At 53.9% G+C, this 15,854-nt stretch carries 12 protein-coding genes and 1 pseudogene; 10 read left to right on the top strand and 3 right to left on the bottom strand.

The window, feature by feature from the left end; translation table 11 throughout:
* Window positions 1–42 precede the first annotated feature (42 nt).
* Window positions 43–909, bottom strand: a complete 867-nt coding sequence (locus MUN86_RS03970; RefSeq protein WP_245122011.1) for a glycosyltransferase family 2 protein — start codon at window positions 907–909, stop codon at window positions 43–45.
* 769 nt (window positions 910–1,678) lie between these two features.
* On the opposite strand from MUN86_RS03970, the gene MUN86_RS03965 reads away from it, so the two are divergent.
* The 10 genes and pseudogenes from MUN86_RS03965 to MUN86_RS03925 all read left to right on the top strand — a co-directional run bounded on the left by MUN86_RS03965 (window position 1,679) and on the right by MUN86_RS03925 (window position 14,845).
* Entirely contained in the window at window positions 1,679–2,971 is a 1,293-nt protein-coding gene (locus MUN86_RS03965; RefSeq protein WP_245122008.1) for a TolC family protein, read from the top strand.
* Window positions 2,972–2,994: 23 nt separating this feature from the next.
* Window positions 2,995–4,167: an efflux RND transporter periplasmic adaptor subunit gene (locus MUN86_RS03960; RefSeq protein ID WP_245122005.1), complete on the top strand. Its 1,173-nt coding sequence runs from the start codon at window positions 2,995–2,997 to the stop codon at window positions 4,165–4,167.
* 107 nt (window positions 4,168–4,274) lie between these two features.
* Window positions 4,275–7,495, top strand: a pseudogene (locus tag MUN86_RS03955) (efflux RND transporter permease subunit).
* 509 nt (window positions 7,496–8,004) lie between these two features.
* Complete coding sequence (locus MUN86_RS03950) at window positions 8,005–9,348, top strand: SWIM zinc finger family protein (protein ID WP_245122003.1); 1,344 nt, start codon at window positions 8,005–8,007, stop codon at window positions 9,346–9,348.
* Between the two features lie 56 nt (window positions 9,349–9,404).
* Window positions 9,405–12,182: a DUF6493 family protein gene (locus tag MUN86_RS03945; RefSeq protein WP_280640593.1), complete on the top strand. Its 2,778-nt coding sequence runs from the start codon at window positions 9,405–9,407 to the stop codon at window positions 12,180–12,182.
* Entirely contained in the window at window positions 12,155–12,505 is a 351-nt protein-coding gene (locus MUN86_RS31075; protein ID WP_280640592.1) for a DUF7825 domain-containing protein, read from the top strand. Before MUN86_RS03945 ends, MUN86_RS31075 begins: the two co-directional genes overlap by 28 nt.
* A gap of 93 nt (window positions 12,506–12,598) precedes the next feature.
* Complete coding sequence (locus MUN86_RS03940) at window positions 12,599–12,856, top strand: hypothetical protein (protein ID WP_245122001.1); 258 nt, start codon at window positions 12,599–12,601, stop codon at window positions 12,854–12,856.
* Window positions 12,829–13,515 (top strand): alpha/beta hydrolase, encoded by a 687-nt coding sequence (locus MUN86_RS03935; protein WP_245121999.1) that lies wholly within the window; start codon window positions 12,829–12,831, stop codon window positions 13,513–13,515. The genes MUN86_RS03940 and MUN86_RS03935 overlap by 28 nt, the downstream gene beginning before the upstream one ends.
* A gap of 218 nt (window positions 13,516–13,733) precedes the next feature.
* Window positions 13,734–14,303 (top strand): YMGG-like glycine zipper-containing protein, encoded by a 570-nt coding sequence (locus MUN86_RS03930; RefSeq protein ID WP_245121996.1) that lies wholly within the window; start codon window positions 13,734–13,736, stop codon window positions 14,301–14,303.
* A gap of 80 nt (window positions 14,304–14,383) precedes the next feature.
* Window positions 14,384–14,845 carry a Cif family virulence factor gene (locus MUN86_RS03925; RefSeq protein ID WP_245121993.1) on the top strand — a complete coding sequence of 154 codons (462 nt, stop codon included), beginning with the start codon at window positions 14,384–14,386 and terminating at the stop codon, window positions 14,843–14,845.
* A gap of 4 nt (window positions 14,846–14,849) precedes the next feature.
* Here MUN86_RS03925 and MUN86_RS03920 read toward each other — a convergent pair whose 3' ends face one another.
* A complete protein-coding gene (locus tag MUN86_RS03920; protein ID WP_245121990.1) occupies window positions 14,850–15,155 on the bottom strand; it encodes a hypothetical protein in 306 nt (101 codons plus the stop codon).
* 115 nt (window positions 15,156–15,270) lie between these two features.
* The gene (locus MUN86_RS03915; RefSeq protein WP_245125599.1) at window positions 15,271–15,693 is read right to left on the bottom strand and encodes a DUF779 domain-containing protein; all 423 of its coding nucleotides are present in this window, start codon (window positions 15,691–15,693) and stop codon (window positions 15,271–15,273) included.
* Window positions 15,694–15,854 lie beyond the last annotated feature (161 nt).

The following is a 15,854-nucleotide window of genomic DNA, read 5'->3' as shown; positions in this document are numbered from 1 at the left end:
GATATATTTTAAACTCGAACCTGAAACCTTTTAACCTCATGATTACAATACGCTTTGAGCAATCCGTTTTACATATAAATAGAATACGTCTTTCTCAAAGTTTTTCCTATTGTTGCAAAAAGTTAAAAATCTTCTGGCTAGCACTTTAGTGTAAGTAAGACCGCTCTTTTCTTTAAAGCTATTTTGATGATAATAAAGAAAGTCCTTCAAAAAGCTTCTTAGTTCTCCGTTTGGCTTAGAAGAAGAGTTGGATTCATGTTTTCTGTAATGGCCCCAAATTTTTGTGTCATCGAAATATACTTTAGCGCCAGCTAAGTAGCATCTATACCATAATTCATAATCACAAACCTGAGTATTCAGAAACAAATCACCGCTTTCAAATTCAACCTTTTTCAGCAATGTCTTCTTGACCAAGCTGAAGTTCCAATGGAAAGCAGATTTAAAAAATAATTGCGAGTACAAATCACCAACCAGACCGCCGTGCATATCAACGTGGTCCGGATAAATAAAAGTTTTGTTTGTTTCGGTTACAAGAATCTCGAATTTCCCTGTAACTATATCCAGTGTAGGATCTGCATTGAACCTTGATAGAAACCCCGCAACCATGGTTGGATGCATGAGGTCATCAGCGTTGAAAATAACGAAGTATTCTCCGCTAGCCTTTGTGTAAGCTGCGTTCCAGTTATCACCGATACCTAAGTTCTTTGTATTCCTAAACAGTTTTACTTTCGGTTCTTGGGAATATAGCTTAGTAAGCAGTTCCCATGTTCCGTCATTAGAGCAATCATCCTGAATAATTATTTCAATTACATCATGCGTTTGAGCCAGGCAACTCTCAACAGTCTGCTGAACATACTTAACTGCATTGTATGTTGGAATGATTATTGAAACCAGAGGAGAAGCAGACATTTAAGGACATTATTTGAAGAGAAAATAACTGAAAGTATAAAAAGAATACTACCAGATAAAATAATTATTTATTCGACGGTTTATTATTTATTAAATTTTCAACTCGCCTATATTATTAAGCTTAAGCCTGCAAATATACTAATAAAGCAGAAACCCTGAAAAGCTTACGGCAGATCATAAATTCTTGCTTAGCAGTGACCTTATAGTATCCAAATTCAGCCTATAGCGTAAGTGCGGGATGGTTAGTTCAATCCATCAGGTTGTTTAAAGCACAGGCACCAAAGCAATTCTGGCGTAGACGAACCACTTCTTTCTAAAGAAGAAGCACAAATTTATCTTCGATAAACCCATCATTACCAGCTAAGTAGCCACTGAGCAGCTACCAACGGTTGTTGAAACCATCAAGCTTATTTGTAGGCCAATGCAACTAGCTAGGTCTACACTATTTAGCCGCACTTCTTTTCCAGGCGTACAACCTTTTGGAAGAATTGCTGTTTACCAGCCTTGCACCTACTTCGATACCACGTCTGCGCGCTTCTGCCAATCCCACCTGCTTCTCGCCCTGAGCAGACGTTTCGATTCGAAAGTTTTATCACGTATGCAGCCTGACCAATGTAGGCAGTGTCCATCACCCCGGCTTTTCGTTTGCCTGCGGCTTGTTAGCCGCTTACCGTTCAGTTACGTAAAGCAGTAGCTGCTTTCACTAGTATATGAAACAAATGACACGGATGCACCGGCTTCTGCTTGGTATCCTCCTGCTTGCCCCCATGTGGCTTCAGGCTCAGTCCCCCACTCCTCCTTCCCCAACGGCCAACTTACGCTCGAGCAATGCTTGCAGTACGCGCTGCAAAATCAGCCCGTACTACGCCAGGCCCGCATCGACGAAGAAACCAACGAGGCCACCATCCGCATCGGCCTCTCGGGCTGGCTGCCGCAGGTGGGGCTCAATGCCACCGGCCAGCACTATTTTCAGTTGCCTTATACCGTCTTCCCCAACGCCGATGGGATTAGCGTTCCTCGCCAGATTGGCCTGAAGAACACCTCGACCGTGGCGCTATCGGCGACGCAGGCGCTCTACAACAACGATGTCCGGTTGGCTTTGCGCTCGGCTCGGCCCTCGCGCCAGTTCTACCAACAGAACACGGTAGGCGTCCGCATTGATGTGGTGACGGATGTGAGCAAGGCTTTCTACGACGTATTGCTTTCTCAGCGCCAGCTCGATGTACTGAAGGAAGACATCGTTCGGTTGCAGCGCAGTTTGCAGGATGCTCGGGCCCGTTATGAGGCCGGCATCGTCGATAAGACCGACTTCAAGCAGGCTGAGATTCTGCTCAACAATTCGATTGTAGACCGGAAACGGGCCGTGGAAGCCATCAATGCCAAATCGGCTTATCTGAAGGAGCTGATGGGCCTGACTGGCGCGCAACCTCTCGTGCTCCAATACGACACGATTCGGCTGATGCGCGATGCCGCCGTCGATACCACCGTGACGTTGGAGCCGGCCAACCGCATCGAGGTGCAGCGCCTGCAAACGCAGAAGGCCTTGCAAGAAGCGCAGATCAGCTACTACCGCTTAGGCTTCCTGCCCTCGCTCTCGGCGTTCGGCAACTACAACGCGGTGTTCCAAAACAACAATTTTAGCGACTTGTATAGTCGGCGCTTCCCCAACTCTTACGCCGGCTTGCAGCTGTCCCTGCCAATTTTCCAGGGTACGCGGCGGTTGCAGAACCTGCGCCGCGAGCGGCTGGTGGACCAGCGCCTCGACCAAGATATTATTGCTACTCGCAACCGCATCAATACCGAGTTCGAGCAGGCCATGTCGGCGTACAAGAGCAACTACGCCGACTACCTCGTTGGCCAGCGCAACCTCGAACTCTCGCGGGAGGTGTACTCGGTGGTGAATTTGCAGTACCGGGAAGGCATCAAAACCTACCTCGACGTGATTATCGCCCAAACCACGCTGCGCACTTCGCAGCTCAACTATTACAGCGCCTTGTTTCAGGTGCTGAGCAGCAAAGTGGATTTGCTGCGCGCTCAGGGCAATCTGCCCACCTCTTACTAAGCTTTTGCTGCTCCTAGTTTTATATGAAGAAGACCCTGATTGCCCTGTCCTATGCCACGGGCCTGTTGGCGTGGACGAGCTGCGGTAACAAAGAAGCCGAAAAACCTGCGGGCCCGCCACCAGCCACGCCCGTTACACTCGTCGATGCCCGCACCACCGACGCCGTCTATTATGACGAGTACCCGGCCACCGTCGTGGCCATCAACAACGTAGAGCTACGCAGCCAAGTGGCTGGCTTCATCACCAACATTTCCTTTAAGGAAGGCGAGGTAGTGCCTAAGGGCAAAACTCTTTACGAAATTGACCGCCGCCGCTATCAGGCATCTTACCAGCAGGCGCAGGCTGCCTTGCGTAGCACCCAGGCGACTGTGCAAAACGCGCAGGTAAACCTGGAACGCTACGAGCGGCTGGCTAAGCAAGACGCTATTGCTCGACAAATCGTGGATAACGCGCAAACGGCATACGCTACCGCTCAAAGCCAAGTGGCCGAAGCGCAAGCCGGCGTAGCCCTGGCTCGCACCGACCTCGACTACTCGCTGGTGAAAGCGCCTTTCACAGGCCGCATTGGCATTTCGCAGGTACGCCTAGGTTCCCAGGTCAGTCCCGGTACTACGCTGCTCAACACGATGAGCGCAGAGGACCCCATGGGCGTTGACTTTGTTATTACGGAAGCGGATTTGAGCCGTTTTGCCGAGTTGCAGCGCCAAGCTTCGGGCCGCAACGATTCCACGTTTCGCCTGATACTGCCCGATGGTACGGCATATCAGCAGCCCGGCAAGATCTTGGCCATTGACCGGGGTGTTACCCAAGGAACCGGTACAGTACAGATTCGGATACAATTCAATAACCCTAAGCGCCAACTCAAAGACGGTATGAGTACTGTGCTGCGCGTGCTCAACCGCCAGTCGGGCCGCCGCATTGTAATACCCTACAAAGCCATTGTCGAGCAAATGGGCGAGAACTTCGTGTTTGTAGCTGGCGACAGCAGCAAGGCCTACCAGCGCAAAGTGCAGCTAGGCCCGCGCTTACGCGACCAAATCGTGGTGATGGAAGGCATTAAAGAAGGTGACAAAGTGGTAACCGAAGGCTTGCAGCGTCTGCGCGACGGCGGCCAGATTCAGGCAGGCACGCCTCCGCAGGCAGGTGCCCAAGGCCAGGCTGGAACCGGGGCACCCGCCGCTGGTGGCGCCCGATAAATGAATGTTATGCTCGCTCCGGCACCCGCCGAGGCAAGCATGACCACGTAAATTTTTCAAATACGCAGTAAGTACACTTTGGCAATACGCCAACAGAGATACTCCTCATGATTGCAGAAACCTTTATTAGGCGCCCCGTCACGGCCATTGTCAGTTCGCTGGTAATCGTGCTGGTAGGGGCGCTGGCCATTCTGAATTTGCCCATTGGGCAATATCCAGAAATCACCCCTCCTACCGTTTCGGTGACAGGCACTTACACTGGTGCCGATGCCCAAACCGTGGAGCAGACTGTTGCCACGCCCGTGGAAGTGCAGGTCAACGGTACGCCCGGCATGACCTACTTGCAAAGCAACAGCACCAGCAACGGGCAGATGAGCATGACCGTCAACTTCGAGGTCGGCACTGACATCAATATTGCCGCCCTCGACGTGCAAAACCGCGTGGGCATTGCTCAGCCCACGCTGCCACAGGAAGTGCAGCGCTTGGGTTTGATTGTGCGCAAGCGTAACCCTAGTATTCTGATGCTGGTGGCCATGTATGCGCCCAAAGGCACGCACAACACCACCTTCCTCGACAACTACGCCAACGTATTCGTGAAGGACGCTTTGCTGCGCACCAAGGGCGTGGGAGATATTGTGTCGCGCGCCGACGACTTCTCGATGCGCGTGTGGCTGAACCCCGACAAACTCTCGCAGCTCGGCGTAACGGCGCAGGAAGTTACGGCCGCCATTCAAGAGCAGAACGCGCAGATTGCGGCCGGTTCCATTGGGGCTCCGCCGCAGCAAACCGGCCAGACCTTCGAATACATTGTGTTCGTGAAAGGCCGTTTGACCACCACCGAGGAATTCGGCAACATCGTGGTGAAAACGCAGCCCGCTGACAACTCGGTGGTGTACTTAAAGGATGTGGCCCGTCTGGAACTCGGCAAGTTCAACTACGGCAACAACTCGTTCGTGGACGGCAAGCGTGCGGCGTACCTGCTCGTTTACCAAGCACCCGGTGCCAACGCCCTCGAAACGTTCGAGAACGTGAATGCGACGATGGCGGACCTGAAGAAGCAGTTCCCCGCCGACCTCGATTATGTGGTGCCTTTCGAAGCTGCTTCGGTGGTGCAGGTTTCCATTGAGGAAGTGCTGCACACGCTGGTGGAAGCCCTGCTGCTCGTGGTAGTGGTAGTGTTCATCTTCCTACAAAGCTGGCGTTCCACACTGATTCCGGTGTTGGCTATTCCAGTTTCCATCGTGGGTACGTTCATCTTCTTTATCCCGCTAGGCTTCACTATCAATACGCTGACCATGTTCGGCTTCGTGCTGGCCATCGGTATTGTGGTCGACGACGCCATTGTGGTAGTGGAAGCCGTGGAGCACAATATGAACGAACGGGGCTTGAGTGCCATGGACGCCACGATGGAAGCCATGCGTGAAATCTCGGCGCCCGTAATTGCCATTGCCTTGATCTTGGCGGCCGTATTCGTGCCGGTAGGTTTCATTCCTGGTATCACTGGCCGTCTGTATCAGCAATTCGCCATTACCATTGCTATTTCGGTACTGATTTCGGCTTTTGTGGCCTTATCACTCACGCCAGCCTTGTGCGTGTTGCTGCTGAAGCCCCACAAGCGCGACGAGAAATCAGGTGGCATTGATAAGCTGTTCTTCAAGTTCAACACCTGGTTTGATAAGGTAACGGGCAAGTATGGCAACGGCGTACACCGCGGCATCAAGCACTCACGATCCGTGGTAGTTATCCTGGTGCTTATTGTAGCGGCCACAGCCTTCATGTTTATCAAGAAGCCAGGCGGCTTTATCCCGACCGAAGACGAGGGCCGGATCATCGTCACGTTCAACTTGCCGGAAGCCTCCTCAACGGGCCGGACAGTAAGCACCCTGAACGAGATTATGAAGGAGCTAAGTCAGATAAAAGGTATCCGCCACTATGCTGGTTTGGGTGGCCTGAACGCCGTAAACTTCTCCTCGAAATCAAACAGCGGCACGGTGTTTTGCCAGCTAGAGCCGTGGGAAGAGCGCAAAGACAAGGAGTTGCAGTTGCAGAGCCTGATTGCCACTGTGCAAAAACGCCTGAGCCGCCTCAAGGAAGCCAACATTGTGGTGATTTCGCCGCCTGCTATTCCGGGCCTCGGCAACACCGGTGGTTTCTCGTTTGTGCTGCAAGAGCGCGAAGCGGCCGGCGACATCAGAAACTTCGACGCCACGCTGCAAAACTTCCTCGGTGCCTTGCGTAAGCGCCCCGAAATTGCAGGCTCGTTTTCGTTCTTCACCGCCAACACGCCTGGCTACCAGCTCACCATCGACCGGGAGAAAACCAAGAAGCTTGGCGTCTCGATTTCGGATGTGGGCACTGCCTTACGCACTTACCTCGGTAGCGCCTACGTCAACGACTTCACGGTGTATGGCCGCAACTTCCGCGTCGTGACCCAAGCCGATTCTATGTACCGCGGCGACATCAGCAACCTCGGTCAGTACTACGTGCGCAACAGCGCCGGGGCATGGTGCCGCTCAGCACGCTCACGTCCTATAAGCGGACGGAAAGTGCGCCGCTTATCTCGCACTACAACCTGTTCCGCTCGGCCGAAATCAACGGTAACCCCGCCCCCGGCTACAGCTCCGGCGATGCCATCAAGGCACTGCAGGAAACGGCCGCGCAAGCGTTACCACAAGGCTACGGGTTCGAATTTTCGGGCTTGAGCCGCGAGGAACTGTTAGCCGGTGGACAGACGGTATACATCTTCGCTCTGTCGATTGCCTTCGTGTTCTTGTTTTTGGCCGCGCTGTATGAGAGTTGGTCGGTGCCGTTTTCGGTACTGCTGGCTGTGCCGGTAGGCGCGTTTGGCGCTATCCTAGCGCTTACACTCATCCCGAGGCTAACCAACAACGTGTACGCACAGATCGGTCTGATTACGCTGATTGGTTTGTCGGCCAAAAACGCCATTCTGATTATCGAATTCGCCAAGGAACGGGTGGACAAGGGTATGCCGCTGGTTGATGCTACCCTGGAAGCGGTACGGCTGCGTTTGCGCCCCATCGTCATGACGTCGTTGGCCTTCATCTTGGGCGTATTGCCGCTGGTGTTTGCTTCCGGTGCTGGTGCCCAAAGCCGCCAAACTATTGGCTGGACGGTGCTCGGTGGTATGCTTTCCGCTACCCTGCTAGCTATCTTCATTGTGCCCGTGCTGTATGTTATCATCACGCGCTTCGCCTATGGCAAGGAGAAGTTGGCAGAGTTGGAAGCCAACTACAAGCCCGACGAAGAACACGGTGGCCATGGCCCCGAAAAGCCGGCTGGTGAAGGCCAGTATCCAACTCCGGCGTAGCCTATTCCTCTGAAGCTTTTAAAGAACGTCAGTCCCAATTATTTGGGGCTGACGTTCTTTTTTTGCCCTTTACTGAGCTACCGCCCTCTTGCCTTTAGCGCAAAGCCAAAGCATATCTATATCTCAAGAGTTGATTCCGTTCAGGTAGCGCACCTTACACAGTATTAGGCAAACTCATTACTTCTCCTAATTTCTTTAGCCAGACAGGCCATAGTCTTCGTGGCCTCAACTGTGTGACCTTTTTAACTAAACCGAAAACGTCATTCGGTTAGCGCTACTGCATGCCCATTCTGTCTATTATCGCCAAAACCTTAAATCAGTGCATTCTATCATAATAATCAGCTTTTAGCAATATCATATTCATGTAACTATGCCGGACTAAAGCATGCATTTCTCAACTAACTTGATTAGCATAAATGTATAACTACTGTTAATATTTTCTACTAAATAAATTAGTATTACTAATAATATTAACCTTATTTAGAGCCTGAAACCTACGCTATATAGTTATGTCTGATTTCGCCTACGCGTATGCGCGGCCTTCCGCGCTAGAAGCTCGCCCCGAGGGCAACGCCCTGCTTCTTTCGGCTTTCGCTGAAGAGCAAACCACCACCGGCACCTCCTGCTTTTTTTGGGGTCGTCTGCGCGACTCCTGGTTGGCCGCCCGGAGCTTGAGCACCCTGGCCAAAGTGGTAGCCTCCCGGTTCGTGCCGCAAAGCGCCGCCCTCCGCGACCCTATTGTGACAGCCGGCGCGGGGCAGCTACGCTTCGAGTCGTTTTCGTCGTGCAACGGGGTCTATGCCCGCCTCGACCTGAACTCGGAGGCGCTGGATGGCGAGTTTTTGAGCAGTGGCACCACCAACGTTGATTTCAACGAACCGATGGTAAATGCCCTGGCTCGCATTGCGCGCACCGAGCCCGTGCTTTTATCGGTAGGCGAGAAAGAAGTGACGTTAGAACGGGCTGCTGGCAAGGTGGTGGAACGCAAAGTGGCGTTGCCAGAACGCTGGATTAAGGGATTAACCAGTGTGCAGGCATACTTGGCTCTCATGGAAGAAAAGCAGCGCCTCACCCGCGTGCAAGCCATGCAACTGATGCAAAGCCTGCCCGCTGGCGCCGCCAAAACCGATTACTTTCTGGTGTTGCGCGGTCCGCGCCCAAGCTTCTCGCCCGTGCCGAGTGCGGGTGCCGTGCGCATAGGCGGCGGGCATCGGTTGCGGCTGCTCGAGGGGTTGCTGCCGCTTTGTGAGGCGGTACGAGTGTTTGCCACTCCCGACGAGCAGTCTTCGGCTTTTGTGCTGGAGCTTGGCGGCGGGCAACGATTTCTGCTGGCGTTGTCGGCAGATGTGTGGCGCGGTTTTTCCGGCGAAGGCAACCAGCTCGATACCTTGATGGAGGAGCTGCCTGCCGAGTGGGTGGTGGGTGCCAACCGGCTGTTCCGGGGCAATGAAGTGTTTAATCCGAGCGTGTTTGCTCTCGAAAACGACTTGGCCCCTCACACCGTGGACCGGCTCTGCGCCAGCCTCTCGGCGATGGGCCTGCTTGGCTTCGACCTCGCCGACAATCAGCACTTCTACCGCCGTTTACCCTTCAAAATGGGCCGCATTGTGAGCCTGAATCCGCGCCTAAAAAATGCGCGGGCCCTGCTCGAAGCTGCCGATGATGTCCAGTTAATAGGTGTAGGCGCCGGTGGCCGTACGGAAGTGCGGGTGCGCGGCACGGGCGTGTGGCACACGGTGGTAGTAGGCGGCAGCGAGGATGCGCGCTGCACCTGCTCTTGGTTTAGCGGTCAGCAAGGCCAGCGTGGCCCTTGTAAGCATATTCTGGCGGCGCGAATGCGCTTTGCACGCTAATAGGTAGGCGCTTCGCCGACTGGTTTTCTATTCCTCGTTATTCAATCATCCATTCCATGGCTACTACCGCCGTCGACACATTCGAGCACATTATCCGCCACCAAAACGCTGCTGAGCTAGTTAATTTCCTACTAGAGCTGCCTAAAACCGAAATAGTAGCTGTCCGGAAAAAGGCTAAAAGCTTGAAAAGAGAGCTAGATCAATTTCAACAGCTCACCTCGGGCAGTTGGGGCACCGTTGGTACCCCTGAACAACGAATGATGCTGCAGCTAACCGCTTTGAAAACTTATTCTCGCAGGGAAGCCCTCAGCCCAAGTTTTCAACTCGACCAGCTAAGCAAGAAGTACACGGCTTTCTTCTGGACGGTGCTCGAACACGCACGGCCCGATTGGTTGGGCGACCTTTTTGTGCAAGCGTCGGAGCGCAACCCATGGAGCCGACCAGACTACGCGTTCCTGCGCGAGCTGGAAAATCGGCAATTGCTTGAGTACAACCCTCGGCTGTTTGCTACCGCTTTGCCAGGTTTGCTGCATGTGCTAGCCACAGAACTGAGCGATATGGAGCCGGTTCCAGTTAATGCGTTGGAGGATATAACCCAAAAGCTACAAGCCGATACCGTCTTATTAACTCGGGACTTACCATTGATCTTCGATTTCGATACCAATATTGACGGAGTGTATGCCCATGTGCAACCGAGAATGACCATTAGAAAGTGGAAACTCGCCGCGCCAATGAACTGGCATACTTGGAGCGAAGCGCACCCGCCGCAAGTGGTGCAATGGACAGATATTTTGCTAGGGTTAGTTGCCTCTACCCACCTCGACCGCACCGACTTACTGACGCGTTGCTTGTTAGCACTGCGCCGCGACTTCCGCCGTCCACTCCTGACCTGGTTCAAGAACCTGTTTGTGGCCCTGAAACCAACGAAAACAGAACGACTGACGCGGCAAAGTGAACTAATGGAATTACTAGCGCATCCGCTGCCACAAGTGGTCAACTTCGCGCTCGATCAGCTCAAGGACCTTTGGACGGAAGCTGGTTTCGAGTCAGCGCCGCTCTTGCTTTACGCCGAAGGCCTCATGATGCGCCAGGACCTAAAAATTGCGCTTCGCACGCTTCTTGGCACGTTTGAAAAACTGCTGAAACGAGAGCCAGCCCTCGCCCCTACCCTTGCTCAATTAACTTCCTCGGCTCTGGCCAACGCCGACGCTGCCGTACAGGAACGGGCCGCTAAGCTGCTAGCCAAGATTTTGGGGGCCAAGAAACCTCTGCTAACTGCCACCAAAGTCACTGAAATAACCGATTCCATCGGCCTCTATGCCGATTTGCTGGCTGCGGCACCTCGCAATTTACTCGCCCCTTTTCTGCCCGCACCTGCCCCGGCGGCCAGTGCCGATGGCAGCGCTACTACCTATGCGCCACAACCCGAGTTCATGCCGGATATCTCTACTGCCACGGCAATAGCGCCGGTGCGTGATTGGCACGATTTACTGTTTCTAACTGCCCAAGTGCTGCAATACGACAACCCTACGGCCTGGGAACGGTGGCTAGACGGGCTACTGCGGCTGCGGCATCAGTTTCCTGAGAACTACAGGCTGCAACTTCGTCCTTACTTGCAGCAGGCGCTGCCTTGGGTTCTAAAAAACAAAACCGAGGAAGAAGTGACTGCGACCTTGCTCCGCTACGACTTTAGCACCAATGGCAACGGACAGCGCGAGCTAACGCAGGCGCTACTGATTAGCTGGGCGACCGGCTTTGCGCGCCAGGCAATACCGCAAGTATCCATCACCGACCATCAATACAGTAGCCCCGACCCGCTGCTACGGGTGGAGCAACAGCGGCTATCAGCAGTGGAAAATCAACTACGGACCGTTGCCAAACCATTGCCCCAAATTAGTACGCCTAGCCACGCCCCCTATTGGGTAGCGCCTACGGTGCTGGTGCAGAAGCTCCTCAGCTATCAAGCAGCAAATCAAACGCCAGATTCCGCCGATCTAACTTTGGCGTTGGCTCGCACTGCCTTTCGCGCAGAAGCCGATGCTGCCGTGGCCCGGCAGCAGCTACCGCAGCTCCAGCACGCAGGGCTGCGCGAATTGCTGCAATGGTTTCTGGCGTCAGCCTCGGAAGCTGCCCCACTTCCGCCCTTGGCTACCAACAAATCATTGGTGAAAGTTTTCACGGAACGGCTCAGCAGGCTTATCCCTTTTCGGCCGAGCAGCGCGCCCATTCCTTTGCTTGAGGCACTGCCTTGGCTATGGGCAGTAGCCGCGCGCACCCGCCACCCCTATGCGCCACTGGAAGAGCTACGCCCGCTGGCTGATTATCCGGGGCTGGCGGCGCCTTGGCAGCCAGGTTGGGGATTCAAGCAGAAGTCGCACACGTATTGGCAAACGTGGAACACAGAGCGGCCTCAGGTGACGCAACTGTGGCAGGAGTTATGTGTACCCACTCTTCACGAAGGCGAGATGCCACCTTCGCCTTTGCTCCTGTATTCTTTGCACGCACAGCTTAAGCGCAAAGAACACTACAATATCTGGGCGCTGGAGCCTGATTTGCCGTTTTTGCTTACGATGCTGCCCAACAACCCCGATCCGCTGTACTGGCACGTACTGCGTACCGCCTGCCGCACCGACGGCCAGGAGGGGCGGGCCATTATGCAACAGGTGTTGAACTCGCTGCTCGGTGCCGGCCTGTGCTTCAACGAAACTACTTCCGCGCTGCTAGCCATAGGCCTCACGCACCAAGCCCCCTTTGCAGGGCGCTTGCGCTGGAAGTGTTGCTGTCGGCGGTGCCGACGGGCCGCGTGGTGCCTACAGTTCTGGGGGCGGCACTAGGCAAGCTGCTCGCCGCCGAATTTGTGCCCATACAGCGCCTAACCGACACTTTAGCGCAGGCACGTGCGGTTAGTCCGGCCACCGATGATGCCCTGCGTCAGATACTGGATACGCTGCTACCGTACTTGCCCACCACGCCGCTTCGCAACACTCGCAAGCTCATCGAAGCGTACTCTGATGTGCAAGGCCGCACCCGGCAAGCAGTACCGGATGAGGTGCAAGCCCAGATGCAGGAATGGAGCCGGTCTGCCACGCTGAAAAAAGCAGCCGGCAGCTTGGTGCACCATCAAGTACAGGAGGGTATTGTGTTAGCTGATCACTAAAATTGCCACCTTACGTAGGCAAGCACGGTATTTCACATTTTCACCGCCGCTCTTTACGGCTAGCCCTTCCTCTCTGCACTCTGGTTTCACTCTATGAAAAAGCTTCTGCTAACCCTTGCCTTTGGCGCTTGTTCGCACCTATTACTAGCGCAGCAGGTTATGTCGGTTTACTCCGTTACTATTCCTAATTCCAAGCCGAGCGACGTCAAGGAAACCACGGTGACGGAAGCAAACGGTGGCATCCGGGTTTCCAACGTTATTCAGCCTACGCTAACCGTCTACAAGCCAGCCAAGGACAAAGCCAATGGCACCGCCGTTATTATTTGTCCGGGGGTGGCTACGCCCGACTAGCAATTGACCACGAAGGATTCGACGTAGCCAAACGCCTGATCGAGATGGGCGTTACGGCCTTCGTGCTCAAGTACCGTTTGCCCAACGACCAAAGCCAGCCCGACAAAAGCATTGCGCCGCTACTCGATGCGCAGCAATCTATTCGGTTGGTGCGGCAACGGGCTACGGAGTTTGGCGTAAATCCGGCGCGCATTGGCATCATGGGCTTTTCGGCGGGAGGGCACCTAGCGTCTACTGCGGGCACGCACTTTGCCAAGCCCGTTGGTCAAGACCCGACCAATACCTCCGTCCGTCCCGATTTTTTGATGCTGATCTACCCCGTTATAAGCTTCACCGATAGCCTGATGCATGGTGGTTCGCGCACCAACTTGATAGGCAAAACCCCAACGCCCGATCAAATCAAACTGTATTCCAACGACCAGCAAGTAACTATCCAAACGCCCCCCACTTTCCTCGTGCACGCCGCCGACGATAAAACGGTTAAAGTGCAGAATAGCTTGCGGTTTTATGAAGCGTGCCTTCGCCACGGAGTACCGGTCGAGATGCACCTCTACCCTAAAGGCGGCCACGGTTTCGGTATGAACAACAAAACCACCAACGACAAGTGGGTGGAACGTATGCAGAATTGGTTTGACGCCAACGGCTGGCTCACAAAGTAGAAAACCAGCTTTTTTTTCTCGACAACAGAGCCCCTGAGACGAACTCTCAGGGGCTCTGTTGTTTATGGATTTAGCAGCCTATTCTTACTATAGTTATTATATCCAGCAATCGTATAGTTTACCTCAACTATGTAAGCTCCTCAGTCGTAATGGCACGGTGCTTGTAAACTTCCCTCACAAGAGAGTGAAAGTTTCCTACTACTTAAAACCTATTTGCCATGAAAAAGGTCAGTTTGCTTCTCGCCATAGTTCTGATTTTTGCTTCTGTTTTCAGTTTCAATACCCAAGCCCAAAACCGTATCAGTTCGCACGCTAAAGGTGCCGTCATCGGTGGTTTGGGCGGTGCCGCCGCTGGTGCCCTCATCAACAAGCGCAACCGCGTGGTAGGTGGGGTAGTAGGTGGTGCCGCTGGTGCCGGCCTTGGATACGCTATCGGTAAGAATGCCGACAACAAGCGCAAAGCCGAAGCCGCCCGCGTGGCCGCTGCTAACCGCGCCGAAGCCAACCGCGTAGCCGCCGCTCGCCGGGCCGAAGCCCAACGCGTTGCCGCTTACAACTCCGGGCTTGAGAAAGGGGCTGCTTTGGCCGCCAAGCCTTCAACTGCTCCTGCTGGCGCTGCCGCCCTTGCTGCCGGTACTAGTGCTGGCGTGATGTACACGCTGAACTCTAGCACCAATCAAGCTGCGTTTGCTCCCACTGCTTCGGGCTTGTCTTACTTGCCTAACGCGTCGTACGGTGACCGTACGTCAGCTTATCCTAGCTCGGAAGTTCGTAGAAAGAGCTGGTAGTTTCTTATTGCTTGCACTCGAAAACCCGAGCCTTTAGGCTTGGGTTTTTCATCCTCGTTCTCTACCAAACCCTCAACCACATGAAACTCTATTTCGGCTGGCTACTCGCCGCGGCTTCCCTGGCGTCTTGCTCCACTGATAAAAAGCCGGCAGAAGCTGTCAATGTTCAGACGCTCAACCAACAATTTATTGGCGCTTGGAATAGCAGAAATACGGCCCAACTGGATACCCTCCTGGCCGACGACATTCAGTATTCGCAAGGTGAAACGCATTTCAAGGGCAAATCGGAGGTATCGGATAAGTGGGTACGTGCTACCCTCGGTACCATCACCGACCTGAAAACCTACGCCACCAGCTCCGGTGCAGACACCCAAATAGCTTATGAAGCGGGTACTTTCTCCACAGAAGTAGTGCCCGAAGGCCCCACCTCACCTCGCGGTGAGGGCGAAGGTAACTTCATCCTGCTTTGGAAGAAAAATGCCAAGAATGCCTGGAAACTCAGCTACGTGCAGCTCGAAGGCTTGCCCGTACGAGTGAAGTAACAGCTTATTCAGTCTGTTGCAGCAAGTACACCAGCGTACCGCTTGGTACTGCGTCCGTTCCCTCTTCAGCTAACAACAAAGCCGGCGCTTCCGTAGCCGCTCCTTCCGGCTCACCAACGGGGCGGGATATGGCTTCGATACTAGCAATGGCTTGAATTTCGGCGCCGTCCGGGAACACTAATTGCACCAGGTACCGCATGTGCAAATCAAAACCTTTAAGAAGCGGGGTAGCGTGCTGCGCAATCAGTAGTACACCTAAGCCCGTTAGGTTTACGCTCTTCTCTACTTGCATCAATAGCTCTTTGCTCATATTCCTCTATACGTTAAATAGCCCGCGCCAAATGATTGGCGCGGGCTTTTTACGTTCAACAAGACAATTTTCTAAAAACAAGTCAGAAAATCTGACAGCGTCGTTTGCAAGCAAGCTACAAGTAGTTATTGGCTCCCGTAGGACGGGTTAGGTACTCCTCGCCGTCGTAGATGGGGGCCATATTGCTAGCTTCTTGTTCCGTAAATAGCCGAGACCGAATCAGGAACCGGATGCCGAGCGGAATTTCCAGGGAAAAGCTGGCGCCGCGGCCTTTCGTGACGTCGACGGTTAGTTGGGTGTGTTTCCAGTACTCGAACTGACTGGCACTCATGAAGAAGTCGCAGCCGTGAATCTGACCGAGCCAGATATCGTTGGTGCCCACCCGGAACTCGCCGGCAGCAAAACACATAGGCGAAGAGCCATCGCAACAGCCACCACTCTGGTGAAACATAAGGGGGCCGTGCTCATCACGCAATAAGTCAATGGTGGCTTCGGCGGCTGGTGTTACAAGTACGCGTGGAGTAGGTTCGGGGAGCATAGGAGTGGGTGAAATCAGGGTTAACAGGAGCGGCACATAGCAGCCCTACAAGAGGCTACAGAGATTTAATGTTGAAAATAAGGAGCTACAACCCCTTTGCGGACGTAAGTGTACACAGTGCCGGTCCGCAGATTCTGCACGCGCACCCAACCTTTCTTATG

Origin of the sequence: Hymenobacter volaticus (assembly GCF_022921055.1) — a bacterium.
In the GTDB taxonomy this organism is placed as follows: domain Bacteria; phylum Bacteroidota; class Bacteroidia; order Cytophagales; family Hymenobacteraceae; genus Hymenobacter; species Hymenobacter volaticus.
This window is presented reverse-complemented; position numbering and strand designations above follow the sequence as displayed.